This window comes from Lyngbya sp. PCC 8106 (assembly GCF_000169095.1).
Lineage (GTDB): Bacteria > Cyanobacteriota > Cyanobacteriia > Cyanobacteriales > Microcoleaceae > Capilliphycus.
The window spans coordinates 38,939-57,223 of record NZ_AAVU01000015.1; the positions used below are offsets into that span (position 1 = coordinate 38,939).

Below are 18,285 nucleotides of genomic sequence, written 5' to 3' on the forward strand. Positions count from 1 at the left end.
TTTAATCAACTTATCTAACGGTTATATGCGTTCCTGAGCCACTCTTTCAGGTGTCATGCAGAAGGTGATGACTTTTTGATGTTATTCATTTTAATCATCATGCTCTGAGTGGTTGTTTAAACACTTGTTAACCCAGGAAAGATATTCTCCGCCAGTAACCAATTTTAGGAGTGGCATAGTCCTCGAAGTCAGGGCCTTACGCCCTTACAGAGAACAGGAGACAGCCAATAGCGGATCGCTCAAACCCTCTCTCCAAGGGCGCGCTTACAATGCTGACGAAGAGAGGGAACAGGGATAAGAAAAAACTGGGTACGGCTACGCCTCCGAGAGATTTAGGTATCTGATAAACAATTTAGTGGGGGGGTTTGCTGAGGTTATTTGTTAGAGACCTCGATCTAGCTAGGTGGAACCTGCCCCTACGAAACTGGTGAGGTGTATTTGAAAGGGGTACAGACTTGCTGAATCAATCAACTCGTAAAATTACTGAGATCTCTGAGATTTTTAGTACATACAAGATTTGAAAGTTCAGTGATTGTACGCTGGCATATCTAAGAATACAAGTTTAATATTAAAGATAGAGATAGAAACTTTGAGATTGTCACTGGCACAACCAAGCTTATATTTCTCGGAAATATTCATCTCTCTACTTCTTACTCAATCAGCTTAAAGGAGAAACAAATGGCAATTAACTATTACTTAGAAAACAATGAAGATTCTCGAGAATTCGTCTACAAAAATCTTTTACTTTGGTTTAAAGATAAGCAATACAAAGTTGAAGGAACAGAAGCTGATGGTACTTACTTAATTCAAGCGCAAAAAGTTGGTAAAATCAGGACTGTGCTGGGGACAAATCTAGCTTTCAAAGTCAAAGTCTATAAGTCAAATGACCTCACGAATCCGCCTGAATTTATTGTAGAAACTAGCACAGGTAAATGGATACAAAATATTGCTGGAGCCGGAGTGACTGCGATGTTTTTAGGAGGATTGACTGTATTAACAGGTTTAGCTGGAGCGGGTTGGGCTTTAGTCGTAGAAAATGAAATAATCACCTATATTGAAGAAGAATTGAAGTTTAAAAAGATTCAAAAATCTATAAATTCATCTGAGCTTGAACCTCTAAGAACCTCTATTCATTCGTCCGAAAAAGAGAATCATTATAAAGCTCAAAATAATTCTGCTCGTCAAAAAGCAATATTAAAAGCAGATCAAGACTTAAAAAAACTCGAAGCAGCCTTAGCTAATAATGTTCTAACCGAAGAAGAATTTGCCGCTAAAAAGCAATATGTAGAGAATCAAATCGATGAATACGAAATTGAGTTGATAATTGAAGAAAAGTTGATTCGGTTTCAGGAAGCGTTTACAGATGGGATTTTAACAGCAGATGAATTTGAGGCTAAAGTTCACCAAGTTGAAGAAGAAGTGAGACATCAGATGATTGATCAACGGCTTGAAGAAGAAAAAGAGCAAGTTTTAATGAAATTGAAAGCCGCATTAGATAACGGTATTTTGACACAGGATGAATATGCTCAAAAACTAGCACTTCTGTGATTTCTCCCGAAACCAAGCTTCGCTTCGCTTGTACGCATCGTCGAGAGAACTGGAGAGAAACCTGGTTTCGCCGAAGTTACCAGGTTTTTAGAAACGTTTAATATGATTGATTTCGTAATTGTTAGTCATCTCGTTTCAATGACGAACAGCCTAAATACAGGTAATTGCCCCTAATGTTGCTTGCGGAGGTTCTTCAGTTAAACAGTCTACTGAAACGCTGATATCTTCGAGTTGAGCTGTTCCAAAAATTGTAGCAAATGACATATCAGCCGCATCTCGTCCAGTGCCAATTCGCACAAATCCTTTACGGGGAATTAAACGAGTTGCATCAAATAAATACCAGCGAGAGCCTAAATAAGCTTCAAAAACCGCATGAAAATCTGGTGGTTCTAAACCATAAGCATAGCCACTGACAAAGCGAGCAGGAATATTTAAAGCACGACAAAATGCTATACCTAAATGAGCAAAATCACGGCAGACTCCAGAGCGTTGAGTAACGATTTCATAAGCGGAAGTATGAGCATCTGTACTTCCAGATAAGTAAGTAACATTATCATAAATCCAATTACAAATTGCAGTCACTCTAGAATAATCTGGCAAAAGATGACCAAATTCATGATTGGCTAAATTGAATAATTGATCTGACTCACAGTATCGCGAAGGATAAACATAGTTTAAGACTCTTAAGGGGAGTTTTTCTGGTGAAATTTCCGGAATTAGATTAGGGTTATCTTCTCCTAAACAAAGAGCGACAGTCGCTTGATAAGACACTTGCAATTTTCCGGGGGGAGCGGTTAGTCTCAAGATTCGGTTTTTCAGCGTTGGTGACACATATTCTTCAGAGTTTATTGCAGGTTCAATCTGAAGATGTTCTTCTAAAACCTGTTGGTAACTATTATTAACAGCACTAATGTTAAAAATAAATGTGCTATCGGTTGTCAGATCGTATTTTAATTGACATCCCACTTGAAACTTCATACTTTTGATTTCCTTGAGTTTATGTGAGCTTAAAAAAGAAGCAATTGATTTGAACTTAATTTTTGAAAAATTGAATGTAGTTTTTTGATTAATATTCAACTATAGCATAGTTATTATTTTTTTAAAACCCATCTTTATTTTCCCTCTACTTATATTAAGAGAGTGAATGGGGTGGATATTTAAATATTCTTCTCTCTCTCTATCAGAAAAGGACATTTATTCCTATATAAAAAAATCAGAGTCAAGAAGAAGATTAACTCCTGTCTTAACTCTAAATTATTATGCAATTACTCACCCTCGATTTTTAGTAACGAAATGTCGCAGCAATTCGAGCGTGATCCGGAAGCTTTTCAGGAACATCGATATAAACTGCACCACCATTAAGGAAGGTATGAATCGTTGCAAAGTCTAATAGATCCTCATTTTCGGGCTGATCTTCTCGTTGCAATGTAATTTCATGGGTTTGAGGATTAAACTGACCCCATTGCTGCTCATTTATTGCTACAAACAGAGAGTCAATACGTTGATCATAAGCTGCTTTCATAATTTCTTTGAGATCACGAGAAGCTTTTTCAGGGTTATTTCCCATCAATTCTTGATACTCAGTCGCTGCTTTTTCTTGAGACTCTTGGAAATAAGAGCGAATAATTTTCCAAGCCTGTTCGTGTAATTCTTTGGGACTCGTATTTTCTGGATTTCCAGCAATCCCTTCTTCTACAACATTCGGATAAACGGTAATCTCTTGATACATGGTCATCAAAAATTCTACTCCAGCTAAGATAATCGGAGCTTGTTCCTCTTTTAGAATCTCATGTAAACCGCGATCAACCTTTTGTAAAAAACGGCGAATTTGATCTTTATTATCCGTTGTTCCTACACCTTGACCATGATAGATTAAAGATTGACCACTCGCCGTTGAAGGGTTTCCGGTGTGCATCTGAAGCTGTTTTTCTGGGTCATCATATTTCAGTGCTTCTTCTAAACTCAAAGGCATTTGTTGGAGATAAACTTCACTAATTTGATAGTGACTTCCCTGAAATAAACGCACCTGATTTTGACTCAAAGCTAATACATAAAATCGTCCATCGTGCATTAACAAAGGCATTAGCGGTTTAAGATGAAAGCGATGACTAATAATCACATCTTCATCAAAATTAAGCGGAAGACGATAATAACGAAACTCATTGGGAGAAATAAATAAAGCTAGTCCTTTATTTTGATTTCGCCAAAACTCACCCTGATCGAGTTTGTAAGCTTGTTCTAAAAGTTGTTGAGCATCAGTATCTCGCCAACCCGCCTGCACTAATTTTTCCTCAGCTAAACTCAAAACATTCTTAAAGCGAATTGGATCTTGGCGAATTTCTAGCCCAGCAGTATGTGTAGGCATAAAAATCGAAATACAACTTTTATCCCGATATTCCATTAAGTCTTTAATTTCGCTTGTCGATAAAATATTCATACTTTAAATCTCCAATTTACATTCATTATTTTGGGGAAACTTAACCCCTTTTAGGAGTTCCATCCTAATGGAGTTTCCACCTCGGTTTTGGAAACTTTATCAGCACTCACTCCTGGTTTATTTACAATTTTTACCGTTGTCGCTTGCGGGCCTTTTTCACCTTGTTCTTCAGCATATCGCACACCAGTACCGACTGTTAAGCGCTCAAATTCATTGTTTAGAACACTATTTTTATGGAAATAAATCTCACGATCTACGTCAATAGTTCGCAAAAAACCATATCCTTCTTCGGGAAAAAGTTGGGTAACAATCGCAACCATTTGTTGTTGAGAAGGAGAGTTTCTATCCCATTGTCGTTGACGTTCCACTAATTCCACAAGTTGACGACGTGCTGCATCAAAAGCTTCTCGAATAACAGTTTCTAATGCTTCGTATTGAATCCCTTCGTCGGGACTACGATCTACTACTAATTCGTGACCTGGAGGAACAGTAATATCTAGCCGTACACGATAGGGAGAACCCATTTTGGGGTGATCGTGGGTTTTCTCTATCACAACTCGACAGCTATTCATATAGTCACAGAATTGCTCAAGTTTGGCAATTTTTTCTCTAACTAAAGAATCAATCGCTTCAGTTTTTTCGAGATGATGATAAGTAATTTCTGTTGGAATTTTCATCCTTATTATCCTAAATTTACGGTGCGTCTATTGTATTTACCCCTAAACTCAATTAAATCCTATGGACAAAGTTCAAGAAAGTTAGCAGCGACATATCCCTCAATCGGAGCAAAAACAGGAACCCAGCCATTTTTACCTCTATTTTCAATAGAAATGTCTTGTCCGGCTTCTAAACTTCCGATAATTTCTCCTCCGGGTTGTGAGCGGACATTTAACCGCGTATTGACATTAACTTCACGACAGCTACTTGTGGGAAAAGTAGAGCCTACTGTATCACAATAAGCCAGGTTTGCTGAGGTTACATAACCTTCGATGGGATATTGAACTTGAACCCAACCATTCTCGCCTTCGTCTTCGATATAAACCTTTTCATCTCGCTCTAAGGTACTAATAATTTTACCTTGAGGTCGATCTCTGAGTGTTACTAATGAAGCATTAACTTCACGACAACCATTCACGGGGGGAGTCAATAAAGCCTCTCCATCAGGAACTTCTGAAAGACTATCAGCTCCTGTACAAAAACGGAGATTTTTTGCATTAACATAACCACTCGCAGGATTTTCTATCGGTACCCAACCGTTTCTTCCTTCGTTGGCAATATAGACATTTTCTCCTTCTTGTAATCGACCGATTTCATTTCCTCCCGGTTTATCTCTAATGATTAAATTAGTGATTTTTGCTTCCCGACAGTTACTTCCGGGAACTGTAGAAGTCTGAGCCTTTGCACTTTCTACAGGCATAATTAAGGTTGTTGCTAATCCTCCTAATGCAGTTAATCCCAGTGTTATCTTAAAAGAGTTTAGGTCTAAGTCATAAGCTTTCATCATTTAATCTTTTTATTCTCAAATATTCATTTCTATACTTATATTATAATTGTTTTATTCTAAAAACTCATCTATCTGAAGTTGGAAAATTTTCTACTCTATTTTGTCTCATCTAGATTTGTGGATAAAAAAAATCCCCTAAAAATAGGGGAAATTTAAACCGAATAAACTCGATATTCTTATGCTGTAACACCTAATGCTCCGGCTCCAGCAGAAGCTAAGGCTGAGATCAACGCAGTCACAAATAACCACCAAGCGGCTGCGGCTGCGGCTTTTTGGGTTTCTTCAACTTGTTTCTGAGTTTGATGTTTGACTTGTTCAAGTCGTAATTCAGCTTCTTTTTGAAAACGCTCTGCTTTTTGTAAAACTCGGCTACGAGTTAGTTCAACCTGATCAATAATCCGATTAGCATCTGCTTCAGAAATATCTTGGCGAGAACTCATCAATGCAACCAAAGTATTCCGGTCAAACTGAGACAAACGCTCTCGTAAAGCATCAAAACCTGCTTGTGGATCATCAAACAATGTGCGGAAATCATCACGCACTCCTTCATAGTTCAGTTCGGGTCGTTCTAAGCTATTAAGATAAGCTCGAATTTTAGCAAAGATACGATCAAGCACTAATTGAACTTGAGTATTAATCGTGTGTAACTGTTCAAAGAAGCGATCACGCACGCTTAAAATACTATCAACAATCTGATTAGCCTCATGTTCGGAAATATCATCTCGCTGAGATAATAGTGCAACCAACGTTGAACGGTCAAATTGGGATAAGCGATCCTGCAAACTTTCCATTCCTAAACGCGGATCATCAAGTAATAATTTCAGATCTCGTTGAATACCGTCAGGATTAAGTTCTGCCTTATCCGTAGATTTTAAATAATCTGTCATCGCACCTTGAAAATCTTGCACTTTTTGCTGAGTACGACGAGCCAGACGACGGGGTGATTTAGCAATTGTTTTCAGCGTGTTTTGTACTTCGTCAATAACTTGATTAACTTGTTGTTCACTCAAGTCATCTCGTTGCGCTAATAACTGCACTAAAGTATCCCGATCCATCTCCGATAAACGTCTCTTAATAGATCGACTTCCGACGGCTGGATCTTCAAGTAATTGAGATAGATCTCGTTGTATTCCATCGGGATTTAATTCAGGTTTACCTGTACTATACAAATAGTCTGAAATCGCTGATTTTGCTTGTTCGTACTGTTGTTGAGCTTGAGCGGTGAGTTGCTGTGGCTTGTAAGTTATGCGAGTCCAATTTCGTTCAACTCGACCTAAAATTTTATCAACTTGTTCTTGACTCAAATCATTACGTTGACCCAGTAATTGTACTAAAGTATCGCGATCAAATCGAGACGCTCGCGCTCTTAAAGCCGACATTCCAGCTTGGGGATCATCTAGTAATAGCTTTAGTTCTCGTTCAATCGCTTGAGGATTGAGTTCAGATCGACCTGTATCTCGCAGATGAGACTGAAATTTGAGCCATTGTTTTTCGGCTTTAGCTTGAGCGGCTGCATCGACTTCATGAGCTTCTTTAAGAACCTGATCACGAGCAATTTCTAACTCGTTTGCAATCGCCGCAACTTCTACAGGGGTTAACTCGGGACGATGTAATAGAATTCGTTCAAAAGTTAAGCGGTCTAATTGAGCTAAACGGTTATTAAGATGCTCATAATCGGTATCTGGATCTTTAAGAATGGGTCGGAAATTGAGATTAATTTTCTCCGGAGTTAATTCTTCTTTGGGTGTTGAGAGTAAGTATCGTTCAACTTCTGTCAATAATTCGATAGCTTCTTCTCGTTCTTTTGCAGCTACAGCAGTATTTAAGACCTCTAAACGAATTCCGTTTAAGGTATGAGAAATATGCTCAATTTCATCCTGACTGAGCAGTCCTTTCTCTTCAAGATAGTCTACAAAGTCGGTGCGATTAATTTGTTCTAATTGTTCTACCACCTGACCCGCATCGGCTTCGGTATCATAAAGCAAGTCGCGAAACTCTCGGTGCAAGTTTGTGGATTTGAGTTGCCACAGATGAGCGTTAGAGAGATAATTTTCAATATCTGCTCGTAAGGGGTTGTAAGTTGGGCGACTTCCACTCAATTGAGCCTTAACTTTCCCCGGTTGATCGCTCAAATATTCTTTGAGTTGTTGCAGTTGTCCCATGATTTTTTCGGCGTCGAGATCGGATAAATCTGTCCGTCCCATGACTAAACCTGTCAAACTATTAAATCCCATCGTTAACCCCTGAGTTAGGGGATTTGTGTTTTGAGAATGACGGCGCTTCCGCATTTCTTCAATTACAGCATCTAACTTGCCAGAAAAATCTTCACCCAGTAATGATTTTCGAGGAGCAGATTTGAGATAATCAACAAATTTGGAGAAGTTATTTTGAGTAGGTAACTGAGAAGATGTTTTATGCCAAGCTGTTTCTAATTGTCGAGCAATGCGATCAATTTCTTGTTGGGATAAGTCGGTACGACTACTAACAAGATCAACAAACGTTTGACGGTTTACATTCGGTAAGTCGCCGCTGGCTAAAGCGTCTTGGAGTTGCGGATCACGCAGAAGATCTTCAAAGTCAGAACGAATATTTTTTAGGTCAAGTTGGGGAGGACGTAACGCATCGAAATAATCTTCTACTTTTTCGCGTAAGTCAACCGGATCAAGTCCATCTGTTAATTCTCGACGAACAGCAGCAGCAGTGGCTTCAGCAGTGGCGACGACTTGTTGAGATGCGGCTTTTGATCCAAGCGCGGCAACGGCGGTTCCAAATAAGGCTTGAAATCCAGAAGTTGCACTATTAACAACTGATCCAATTAAGGTTCCTGCGGTTGTTGAACTCACCCAAACTAAGAGCGAAAAATAAGCTCCCCAGATGACTAATCCGACTATCGCTCCAGAAACAGCAGAGACAAATAAACTCAGTTTGACGGCAAATAGACAGGCAAAAAATAGGGAAATTGTGACACTAATTAAGGTGCCTAAACCTAATGCTAAACCAATTTTTTTAATCGTTTTTCCTGGTGATTCAGAATGGGAATTAGAATGATCGTGATGATGATGGTGATTTGAGGATGATGAGCTAGCCAGTACCGAAATACCTGTTGCAACTCCCAAGTTAGTCAGTAACATCTGGAAGGCAAATGCTAAGACAATCCCCGTGATTAGAGCGGTGAAAAATTGCGGCCCACTAAAGACCATTGCTGCATCTTCTACGGCTTCAGGTTGGGGTTCGACGATAACTTGAGCTAGCCAACTCAGATGAGATATTAGCTTTAGTGTAGTGAGTTCTCCTAGATTCATTTTGTTTTTCTAAGTGAATGAGTAGGTGTAAAAGTAATGGATACAAGATTGCTTCTCTGAATATATTTAGCAAATCTTATCAAGATGAAAATAGTATCTCGGATTACCAGGCAAAGATCGTCTGTCTGGAGTGGGAACTTTGCTGATTTGTGTGTGGACATCCCTCTATCTTATGGAATAGTAAAAAAACTGAATATTTACAAGTTCAGTATCAATAAAACGACAGCTTTGTTTACTTTTTGTAACAGGGTTTATTTTTTTTACGAATTATTTGGGGAAGGATGCTATAGTAAGAATTGGAGAGAAACTAAAAACTGACTTATGTTCTCACCAATTGCTACTATTTTCATGATATAGCCACGTTTTCTAGGTCATAAATTGAGCTAAAATACATGGGCATCTATATAATATCTCCCCAAGCTTATAGTTGCAACTCTTGGTGGTAGGTTGGGAAGTTTAGTATGTATTTCTATTAATCAGCTTACAACCTCTCTGTGAAGACTTCATCTATCCACAGATAGAGATCAAACTAAAAGATTTTCTCAAATCGCACTCTCACCCAAGCCAATAGAGAAGTGAGTAAGATAACCACAGGAATGACCTCTAGTCGGCCCATCCACATGAACATCATTAAAACCAATTTTCCGGCCCAATGAAGCAAGGGGTCAGTAATTCCTGTTGACAAACCCACTCCACCTAACGCAGAAGTGACTTCAAAAATGACATCACTGAGAGTATAGATAGGTTTAGCAAAATTAACTAAAATAATTGTTCCTAAAACAATTAAACTAATCCAAAATACAGCTAAAACGGCAGCCCCTTGAACACGATTATTGGCTTCTTCTTCGGTTAATTTTTGATTATCGATTTTATAATGAAGTACACCATCGGGTTGCTTGAGAATGTGTTTAACTCGCCAAATAATTCCTTTTCCGAGCGAAACAACCCGACTCAGTTTTAGGCCTCCTGCGGTAGAACCTGCGGCGGCACCTGTAAATAATCCCACGCTTAGGATTAATTTTGCGGAAGCACTCCAGTCTTGAATTTTTACGGTATTAAAGCCACAAGTTCCCAAAGCAGAAACCCATTGAAATATCGTATCTAAAATTAAAGCTGATCCTTCAAATTGTCTATTTGCCCAAGCTAAAACCAGTATTCCTAAAAACAAAATAGACCAAAATAGACGGTGTTGGGAGTCACTCCACAGCACCGAAATTCGCCGTTTTTTAATCAGCTTTGAATGAATATAAAAACTAATAGCTCCAGCCGTCATAATCAGAATTATTGCAATTTGAATAATCGGATTATAACTACCAATACTATTATCTTTGATCGAAAAACCTCCTGTAGAAATACCTGTCATCCCATGATTAATCGCATCCCACCAAGGCATTCCGGCGACTCGCAGTAAGAGAATACTAGCAATCGTATAAAGTAAATAGATTTTCCAAATCCATCGTACGGTATCCGTTACTGAGTCAGCCAGATTTGTGTTGCGTCCTTCGGCTGAATAAAGTTTATAATTACTTAGACTCGGTTCGAGTATCGAGAGAATCAATACAATTACTCCTACACCCCCAATCCACTCCATAAAAGAACGCCACCATTGCAAACTATGAGGAAGTTGACTGGGGGAAACAGCCATCGATAAGCCTGTACTGGTAAAGCCTGAAAACGCCTCAAAAAAAGCATTCCAAGGATTATTAAATCCTAAAACTGTTAATGAAATATCAGGAGGAGATTGAGAAACGGTTAATAAAAAAGGGATTGCTCCGATTATTGGAATCAATCCCCAACTTAAAGCCACAGTCAGCATTGCTTCTCGCAGATGAGTATCTGCTTTTTTCCGAAATAAACGATAGAATAGTTGACCAAAACCTACTGAAATAATAGCGGTTATAAGAAAAGGTAAAATGCAATAAAATTCTTGAAATATTAAGCAGATGGGTAAAGATAGAAGTGCCATTCCTCCAGGAATATGAACCAATAAACCCGTATTACGAATAACAGTTTGCGTTTCGGCTTTAATCATTCCTTTTGAATACTTAACTAACTTCTTCGTCTCAAATTTTGAAGCGACTATAAATTCTCAATAATGAAATTTAGTGATTAAATAGATGAATCCGACGGTGAGACAAAAAATGCACAACATTTATCTATCTTAAACTTTATTCTGTAACTTAACCGTCCACAGAAAATGAGTTAGTACCGTCGGAAATCTAATTCAAATCAGACTTGAATTAAATTAGAATATTATTCCAGGTTGGCTTCTGGATATCTCTCTACAAAGTAGTTCGTTAACAGAGTATTAACAAAAGACAAAATTACTGGCCCTAAAAGAAAAGACAGAATCCCCGTTACTTGAAACCCAGGAACCGCAATGGAAGACAACCAAAAGCACAGTCCGTTTACAATCAATGAAAAGCCTCCCAAGGTGACAATATTGACAGGTAGGGATAGAACTTGCACAACGGGTTTAACAGCCCCATTAACAATTCCGATAGAAGCCGCAGCGATTAACGCAGCCGGAAAAGTTGCTAAGTTAACACCCGGAAAAATAATATCAACAACCAGCAAACTTAAAGCTGTTGCTAGTAGGGGTAAAAGTGTTTTCAAAACCATCATAATTATTTTGATCTCCCTTGCAAATTTTTCAAAAACTTCAATCTTTATGACTCTTAACTTAGAATAAATTAAACCCGTTCTAAATGACTTCCTCACTTCGATAGATTTTTAGACTTAATCTTTTTTAACATCAAGAAAGGATAGTCTTAAACAATATAGCTAAAGATAGAGGTATAAATCTGTTTAATTAGAGATAATATGAATTAGTGAAAACATTAAAGTATAGGATTTAAGAAAAAATGAGACTTTTAAGAATTCTTTTGGGTATTTTAGTCCCTCCCTTGGGCGTTTTCCTGACAGTTGGAGCGAGTTCGGCTCTGATCATTAATATTTTACTCACCCTTCTCGGTTGGCTTCCGGGTTCGATCCATGCAGTTTGGGTGATCACAAAACACGCTGAAAGAGCAGATGAGAGAGCATACTAATCTTAGATTAGAGTGAGTTTAATCAAGTTTCTAAAGCCCGGTTCTTTGATAAAAACCGGGTTATTATTCTGTCAATTAAACAGATTTATCTTTTCCCTCTAAAATTTTAGGATGTTCTCCTTCTAAAGATTTGGAACTCCCGTCAGACTTACGGTTAAATGACTCAGATAGAGAGTCCCATAACTCTTGGAGACGGAGTTTAACTTGCCGTTCTTTTTTGGCAATTGCACTTCCGGTTTCACTAAGTTTTTCTTCAAAGTTCGTGCGAGTGGCGGCTACTTTATCATTCACAATATCTGGATCTTCTTGGGCTTTTTCATACCAAGTTTTAGCTTCATCTAGATAATCCTTAACTTGCTCATATTGTTCTCCATAACGAGCCGATAAATTGGCTTGAACAATCGCCAGTTGCGCTTGAAGTTGAGCATATCGCTTTTTCATCAAGGTAACTTCTTCACTATTTTGAACGGTTTCAACGGCTGAATTAATAGAGGTCTTGATTTGTTCAGATTTATCTTGACTCGACTCGGCGATATCACTTAAGGTGCTGTCAATTTCTGCTTGTAATTTATCTTCTTCGCTGTCAATCTTTTGTTGAAGCTGTTTAACTTCAATTTGTGTTTTAGAAATAGCTTGGCGTCGGGTGCGACTAATCGCTTCAATCGCCCCTTCAATCGAAGCTGTTACTTCTTCTTTGAGTTCTCCACCTTTATCACCTAAACTTTCAACCACCGCAGAAATAGCATCTTTAACAACAGAACGAATTTCACTCGAACCTGCTTTAACTTCTGATATGCTTTGAAAAATGGCGTCTTGGACAATTTCTCTAATTTTTTCTGAGCGAACTTGGCCTTCTGTTTTTGCTTTCTGTAAGTTGGTGGTAATTTTCTGTTTAACGTTTTCAGATTCAGACATAGTTAATGATTCCCCAAATCAAACTCAATCCAAGGTCTATTTCTATTTTGACGAAATCTAAGTCAAGCTTGGTCATCCTAAAGATAGAATAACTGCTTACCTCCTCAAATTTATGTCTTTAGAGAGAGGACTGATCAGAGAAGACGGCTTGATTCGATCACTTCATGCTTTCAGCCTGAATACTTTAAAATCAATTTTTATTTTTCAGTGCGATCGCGTGCTTGTTTGATCAATTCTACAACTTCTGAATGTCCCTCTGAGGAAGCCCAAATTAAAGCAGTCCAAGTATTATTATCTTTCAACGTTAAGTCCGCATTATGATCCAGTAAAATCTGTACAATCTCTCGATAACCTTTTGCCGCCGCCGTCATTAAAGCCGTTACTCCAAAGTGACTGGAGGCGTTAACATTAGCCCCCGCATCAAGTAGCTGTTGAGTTGCTTTTTTGTGTCCGGCGGCGGTGGCTTCCATCAAAGCTGTCCAACCATCGGGATCACAACCATTAACCTCTGCACCTGAATCAAGCAATGCAGCTATGATATCGGTTTTTCCAATTCCGGCGGCGGCAATTAGGGGGGTTGTCCCTTCCTCATCCGGGGCGTTAACCTCTCGATTCGCTTTTAATTGGGCTTGAATTTCAGCTAAATTACCTGTTTTTACCGCTGTAATTAACTCCGTCATACTTATTTCTCCGGTTTTTTATCCGATACTTTTCTTTTTTAATAGACTAAAGTTAAGCTGACCCAAGAATATCTTCGGTCAACAAAAGTTAGGTTAAAATTACCAGAATGAAGTTAAGCCGGAATCGAGAATTGCAGTTGATAAATCATGGCAACTGCTGCGGCTAAACCTCCAATAATCATTAATAAAGCTGGCATTAACTTACGAGTTTTAATCAGACGAACAATAAACACAACAACTAATAAAATAGAAATAGCCGTTGCTAATATTAATCCCCACGGGATACCCTGCCACTGCAAGACCCCCCCGGTAATCAGCAAAAACCCACAAATTCCGCCAGAAATCAAGGAAATTTTACTGTTTCCTTTGGTATATCCCAAAACTCCGCCCACTAGAGCCAATAACCCATAGGCGATCGCTGCTACAATGCCAATATTCATCTGCTACTGTCTCTCACTTGTGATCTCGAACTTCAGTTATACAACCGATGTTGTCAAACACTCTGTATTGTTCCAGAATTTATCAAATCTTGACACCAAACTGACACAAAACTTATCAAAATTGTAAATTCTGTTGAGAAGCTCCCTTATCCGATCCACTATCCGATACAATACAGTAGCATCCACTTCCGAATGACTTAAACACCTTTTTTCTTTTTAACTTTTAATTAAATTTTAAATTAATCGAATGTCTTCTCTGAATCCTCAACTTATTGCTCAGGTGCGTTTTCTTCAACGTCAGGCTGCCTCTTTGCTCCTCTATCAATCGGTACTGAATGAGGCGATGGGACAGGCATTTCTGAACTTACTCGTTGCTTTAGAACAGGAAAATAACGCTTTAGATTGTCTACAAGCTTATGGAATTTTCTTCCAAGAACAAGCAGCCCATCAACACTGTTGGCAAGATTATTTAATTGCTCAGATTTTACGGGCGGATAACCCTTTTACCCAACAAGCCCAACAAACAGATTTAAATAATTTGCCTTCGTCTCTAGTCGCCGCTGCAAAGTCAGATTTACGCTGTTTACAAAGTCTCTATCAATGTAGCGGTGAACAACTGAGTCAATGGATACAACAGTTGATTCCGTTATCGGAAGCCCCGGTGGTTTGGCAACAAGAACCGGAGCGTGTTGAAAGAATTGAAGAATTGCCCCTCAAATCTCAATTCGCTCAGTTGGAAGATTGGGCGGATACGATAGCAGAATTAGCAGCTCATTATCGACAGTTTGGTATCGGTTTATTTGCAAATTCTCAAGCATTTCGTTGGCAGAATGGAGAATTGATCAGTATTTATCATCCTGATCCGGTTCATCTCAGTCAATTAATAGGTTATGATTCTCAACGGAAACTTTTATTACAAAATACTAAGTTTTTGTTAGCTGGATATGCAGCGCAAAATGTGCTATTATATGGGAGTCGGGGTTCAGGAAAGTCGTCTTTAATTAAGGCATTATTACATCAATATGGCGATCGCGGTTTACGGTTAATTGAAGTGGCAAAGTCGGAACTCCAAGATTTACCGATCGTGATTGAACAATTGCGGGGAAGTCCTCACAAATTTATTATTTTTGTCGATGACCTCTCCTTTGAGGAAGATGATGATACATTTAAAGCCTTGAAAGTGGTACTCGAAGGTAATATTACCGCTCGTCCTCAAAATGTGGTGGTTTATGCCACGTCTAATCGTCGTCATTTAGTGCGAGAATATTTTGCAGACCGACCCCAACCCCGAGAGGTAGATGAGGTTCAAGCTTGGGATACCGTCCAAGAAAAACTGTCCTTTAGCGATCGCTTTGGTTTGACCTTAACCTTTGAACCGCCCGATCAACAAACATACCTGAAAATGGTTGATCATCTAGCGGCTTTAGCGGGTATTCGTCTGGAAACTCAAGAATTAGAATTTCGCGCCCTGCAATGGGCCACTCGTCACAATGGCCGTTCTGGACGCAGCGCCCGTCAGTTTGTAGACTTCCTCACGGCTGAACTCGCCCTATTTTCAGTCACCAGTCATCGTAGAGATCATTAATAGAATTATCCCTACACTGCTTCCTCTGGCTTTCCCGATGCGCGTTTCTTAACTCTATTGGAAAAAATCACCATCCTTGCTCAACATCTATTATCGTGAGGAAATACTCTAAGCTAAAAAATAGTCGCAAGTAGGGATAAATTTATGTCTTCTAGCATGACCAATACTATCGAACTCACTCCTGCTGAAGCTTTTGCTGCGATCGCATTAACGGCCGTTGCTGCTGATGGTATTATTACCGATAGTGAATCGCAAATCATCAAAAGTACCTTAGCCCGGATGGATTTATTTGGTGAGTACACCGCAGAAAATAAAACTAAAATGATCCAGCGATTGTTGGAACAAATTGAAAACCAGGGCTATGAGCCTTTGATGCAATCTGCAATCACCAAATTACCCGCAAATCTCAAAGATACAGCCTTTGCTGTGGCGACTGATATCATTCTCTCAGATGGAGATCTTGCTGATGAAGAAGAAGAGTTGTTAAATGCTCTTTATAATGCTTTAGGGATCTCAGAAGAGATGGCAACAAAAATCATTGATGTCATGTTGATCAAAAACAAAGGGTGATGCCCAATTTTGGTGTCAAAAATGAACTTGTTTGTCCCTGGATAAACCAGGGCTTTATTCAAATATTTTAGCCAAAAGCATTATTGACCGTTTTAACTTTCTTCAGTTCTGAAATTAGAGTAACATTCTCCTAGTTTTCAGAGTTTGATTAATCTATTTTTAGATTTTTCTCTAAACTTCTGCCTTCTCTCATGTGTAATTTTAAAAGGTTATGGCTTACATCCGAACAGTTCGCTTTCAAGATACGGATGCTGCTGGCGTGGTGTACTTTGCCAATATTTTAACGATTTGTCACGAAGCTTATGAAGCCTCCTTAGCAGCAGCTAAAATTAATCTCAAAACATTTTTTTGTAACCCTGACTTTGCTATTCCCATTGTTCATACGAGTGTTGATTTCTTTCAACCGCTTTTTTGTGGCGATCGCCTCGTGATTCACCTAATGCCTCAACAGATTACAGAAAACACATTTGAAATCAACTACAATATACTTCTACATGATTCCGAAAAATGGGTTGCTAAAGCCATTACCAAGCACGTTTGTATTAATCCAAATAGCCGGATCAGACAGCAACTTCCCGATGAAATTTTGCATTGGTTAAATGTAGAAACAATTGAACGCATCTTGAATAGTGTTGATGCAGTTGTTGTTTGGAATAATGGCAAAGCTTACTTTTTTAAAGACGATGAATATCTCAGTTATGATCTCAATTGGAACTGTATTGATTACGGTTATCCTCAGAAAATAAGTCAGGGAAGATGGGCAAGTTTTCCACCCCGTTTTACTCAAGGAATTGACGCCGGATTAGTTTGGCATAATGGCAAAGCTTACTTTTTCAAAGGAGATGAATATATTTGCTATGATTTGTATAAAGATCAGGTAGAACCGGGTTATCCTCAAAAACTAAATAGTGGACTTTGGGTGGGATGGCCGAATCATTTTTATAGTGGTATTGATACAGCAGCATTGTGGAAAAATGGGAAAGCTTATTTTTTCAAAGGAGATGAATATATTTGCTATGATTTGTATCGAGAAGTTACTGAATTAGGCTATCCTAAAAAAATAGCAGATACTCATTGGCACGGATGGCCGAAAAAATTTACTCGTCGTATTGATGCCGCAGCCGTGTGGAAAAATGGGAAAGCTTATTTCTTTCGAGATGATGAATATATTTGTTATGATGTTGATCACAACTGCACCGATCCAGGTTATCCTAAAAAAATCAAGGACAACTGGTTAAGTTTTTGGTGTCAACTCTTATAGAAAAATTGAACGTCTAAGTTTAGATGAATCTAGATTTATGTTAACTCGCAGCTATGCTATTTTAGGAACAGGAGCAATTGGAGGTTTTTACGGGGCAAAACTGCAACAACGAGGAATAGATGTACATTTCCTACTACATAGTGATTATGAACAGGTTTGTCGTCAGGGTTTATCAATAGAATCTCCGACTGGAAATTTTACTCTATTTCCAGTTCAAGCTTATCACGATCCTCAAAAAATGCCTGCTTGTGATGTTGTGATCGTCGCTTTAAAAACAACCCAAAATCATCTTTTACCCCAACTTTTACCGCCCGTTCTCAAAGAAGATGGTGTCGTGATCATCTTACAAAATGGATTAGGAATAGAACCCCAAGTTGCTGAAATTGTCAACTCTAAACGAATCATTGGGGGAATGTGTTTTATCTGTTCTAATAAAGTCGGAAAAGGTCATATTCGTCACTTAGACTATGGGATGATCACCATAGGAGAATATCAGGAAAATTATCAGCCACGGGGAATTACGCCTCGAATACAACAAATAGCAGAAGACTTTAATCATGCTGGAATTCCTGTAGAATTAACTCAAAATTTACTTTTAGCTCGTTGGAAAAAGTTAGTTTGGAATATTCCCTATAATGGACTTTCTGTAGTTCTCAATGCCAAAACTGATGAATTAATGAACTCTCCAGAGAGTCGGATTTTAGTTGAAGAAATCATGCGAGAAGTTGTTAGGGGTGCAAAAGAATATCATTGTATTATTCCCGAAGAATTCATCCAGAAAATGCTGAACCATACGGAGAAAATGACACCTTATTTCACCAGTATGAAACTCGATTATGATCGCAAACGTCCTTTAGAAATTGAAGCCATTATCGGAAATCCCTTGCGGATGGCTATGGAAAAAGGTGTTAATTTACCTTATATTGGAATGCTGTATCGACAACTCAAATTTCTTGATTTAAAAAATCAATTACCTGACGCCTAAATTGATAA

General features: G+C 38.6%; 16 protein-coding genes. 6 read left to right on the forward strand and 10 right to left on the reverse strand.

Features of this window, described 5'->3' with window-relative positions; all coding sequences use genetic code 11:
• Positions 1-678 precede the first annotated feature (678 nt).
• Positions 679-1,548, forward strand: a complete 870-nt coding sequence (locus tag L8106_RS11945) for an SHOCT domain-containing protein (RefSeq protein ID WP_009784561.1) — start codon at positions 679-681, stop codon at positions 1,546-1,548.
• Positions 1,549-1,698: 150 nt separating this feature from the next.
• Here the strand turns inward: L8106_RS11945 and L8106_RS11950 are convergent, their stop codons facing one another.
• The 7 genes from L8106_RS11950 to L8106_RS11980 all read right to left on the reverse strand — a co-directional run bounded on the left by L8106_RS11950 (position 1,699) and on the right by L8106_RS11980 (position 11,416).
• Positions 1,699-2,526, reverse strand: a complete 828-nt coding sequence (locus L8106_RS11950; RefSeq protein WP_039896107.1) for a transglutaminase family protein — start codon at positions 2,524-2,526, stop codon at positions 1,699-1,701.
• 304 nt (positions 2,527-2,830) lie between these two features.
• Positions 2,831-3,985 carry a hypothetical protein gene (locus L8106_RS11955; RefSeq protein ID WP_009784563.1) on the reverse strand — a complete coding sequence of 385 codons (1,155 nt, stop codon included), beginning with the start codon at positions 3,983-3,985 and terminating at the stop codon, positions 2,831-2,833.
• Positions 3,986-4,035: 50 nt separating this feature from the next.
• Entirely contained in the window at positions 4,036-4,662 is a 627-nt protein-coding gene (locus tag L8106_RS11960) for an HPF/RaiA family ribosome-associated protein (protein ID WP_009784564.1), read from the reverse strand.
• A gap of 59 nt (positions 4,663-4,721) precedes the next feature.
• Positions 4,722-5,489 (reverse strand): SH3 domain-containing protein, encoded by a 768-nt coding sequence (locus L8106_RS11965; protein WP_009784565.1) that lies wholly within the window; start codon positions 5,487-5,489, stop codon positions 4,722-4,724.
• A gap of 176 nt (positions 5,490-5,665) precedes the next feature.
• The gene (locus tag L8106_RS11970) at positions 5,666-8,791 is read right to left on the reverse strand and encodes an anion permease (protein WP_009784566.1); all 3,126 of its coding nucleotides are present in this window, start codon (positions 8,789-8,791) and stop codon (positions 5,666-5,668) included.
• Positions 8,792-9,320: 529 nt separating this feature from the next.
• Positions 9,321-10,823, reverse strand: a complete 1,503-nt coding sequence (locus L8106_RS11975; RefSeq protein WP_009784567.1) for a TrkH family potassium uptake protein — start codon at positions 10,821-10,823, stop codon at positions 9,321-9,323.
• Between the two features lie 221 nt (positions 10,824-11,044).
• On the reverse strand, positions 11,045-11,416 hold the full coding sequence (locus L8106_RS11980; RefSeq protein ID WP_009784568.1) for a phage holin family protein: 372 nt from the start codon (positions 11,414-11,416) through the stop codon (positions 11,045-11,047).
• A gap of 239 nt (positions 11,417-11,655) precedes the next feature.
• Between L8106_RS11980 and L8106_RS11985 the strand changes: the two genes are divergently transcribed.
• Positions 11,656-11,841, forward strand: a complete 186-nt coding sequence (locus tag L8106_RS11985; protein ID WP_009784569.1) for a YqaE/Pmp3 family membrane protein — start codon at positions 11,656-11,658, stop codon at positions 11,839-11,841.
• Positions 11,842-11,916: 75 nt separating this feature from the next.
• Here L8106_RS11985 and L8106_RS11990 read toward each other — a convergent pair whose 3' ends face one another.
• The 3 genes from L8106_RS11990 to L8106_RS12000 form a co-directional block, all read right to left on the reverse strand.
• Entirely contained in the window at positions 11,917-12,756 is an 840-nt protein-coding gene (locus L8106_RS11990) for a hypothetical protein (protein WP_009784570.1), read from the reverse strand.
• Positions 12,757-12,953: 197 nt separating this feature from the next.
• A complete protein-coding gene (locus tag L8106_RS11995) occupies positions 12,954-13,436 on the reverse strand; it encodes an ankyrin repeat domain-containing protein (protein ID WP_009784571.1) in 483 nt (160 codons plus the stop codon).
• A gap of 113 nt (positions 13,437-13,549) precedes the next feature.
• Positions 13,550-13,876, reverse strand: a complete 327-nt coding sequence (locus L8106_RS12000) for a TMEM14 family protein (RefSeq protein ID WP_009784572.1) — start codon at positions 13,874-13,876, stop codon at positions 13,550-13,552.
• A gap of 247 nt (positions 13,877-14,123) precedes the next feature.
• Between L8106_RS12000 and L8106_RS12005 the strand changes: the two genes are divergently transcribed.
• The 4 genes from L8106_RS12005 (at position 14,124) to L8106_RS12020 (ending at position 18,277) form a co-directional block, all read left to right on the forward strand.
• A complete protein-coding gene (locus tag L8106_RS12005) occupies positions 14,124-15,461 on the forward strand; it encodes an ATP-binding protein (protein ID WP_009784573.1) in 1,338 nt (445 codons plus the stop codon).
• A 144-nt stretch (positions 15,462-15,605) separates the two neighbouring features.
• Positions 15,606-16,031, forward strand: coding sequence for a tellurite resistance TerB family protein (locus tag L8106_RS12010; RefSeq protein WP_039896108.1), 426 nt, complete (start codon positions 15,606-15,608; stop codon positions 16,029-16,031).
• Between the two features lie 211 nt (positions 16,032-16,242).
• On the forward strand, positions 16,243-17,292 hold the full coding sequence (locus tag L8106_RS34450; protein ID WP_009784575.1) for a hemopexin repeat-containing protein: 1,050 nt from the start codon (positions 16,243-16,245) through the stop codon (positions 17,290-17,292).
• A gap of 37 nt (positions 17,293-17,329) precedes the next feature.
• Positions 17,330-18,277, forward strand: coding sequence for a putative 2-dehydropantoate 2-reductase (locus L8106_RS12020; RefSeq protein ID WP_009784576.1), 948 nt, complete (start codon positions 17,330-17,332; stop codon positions 18,275-18,277).
• Positions 18,278-18,285: the final 8 nt, after the last annotated feature.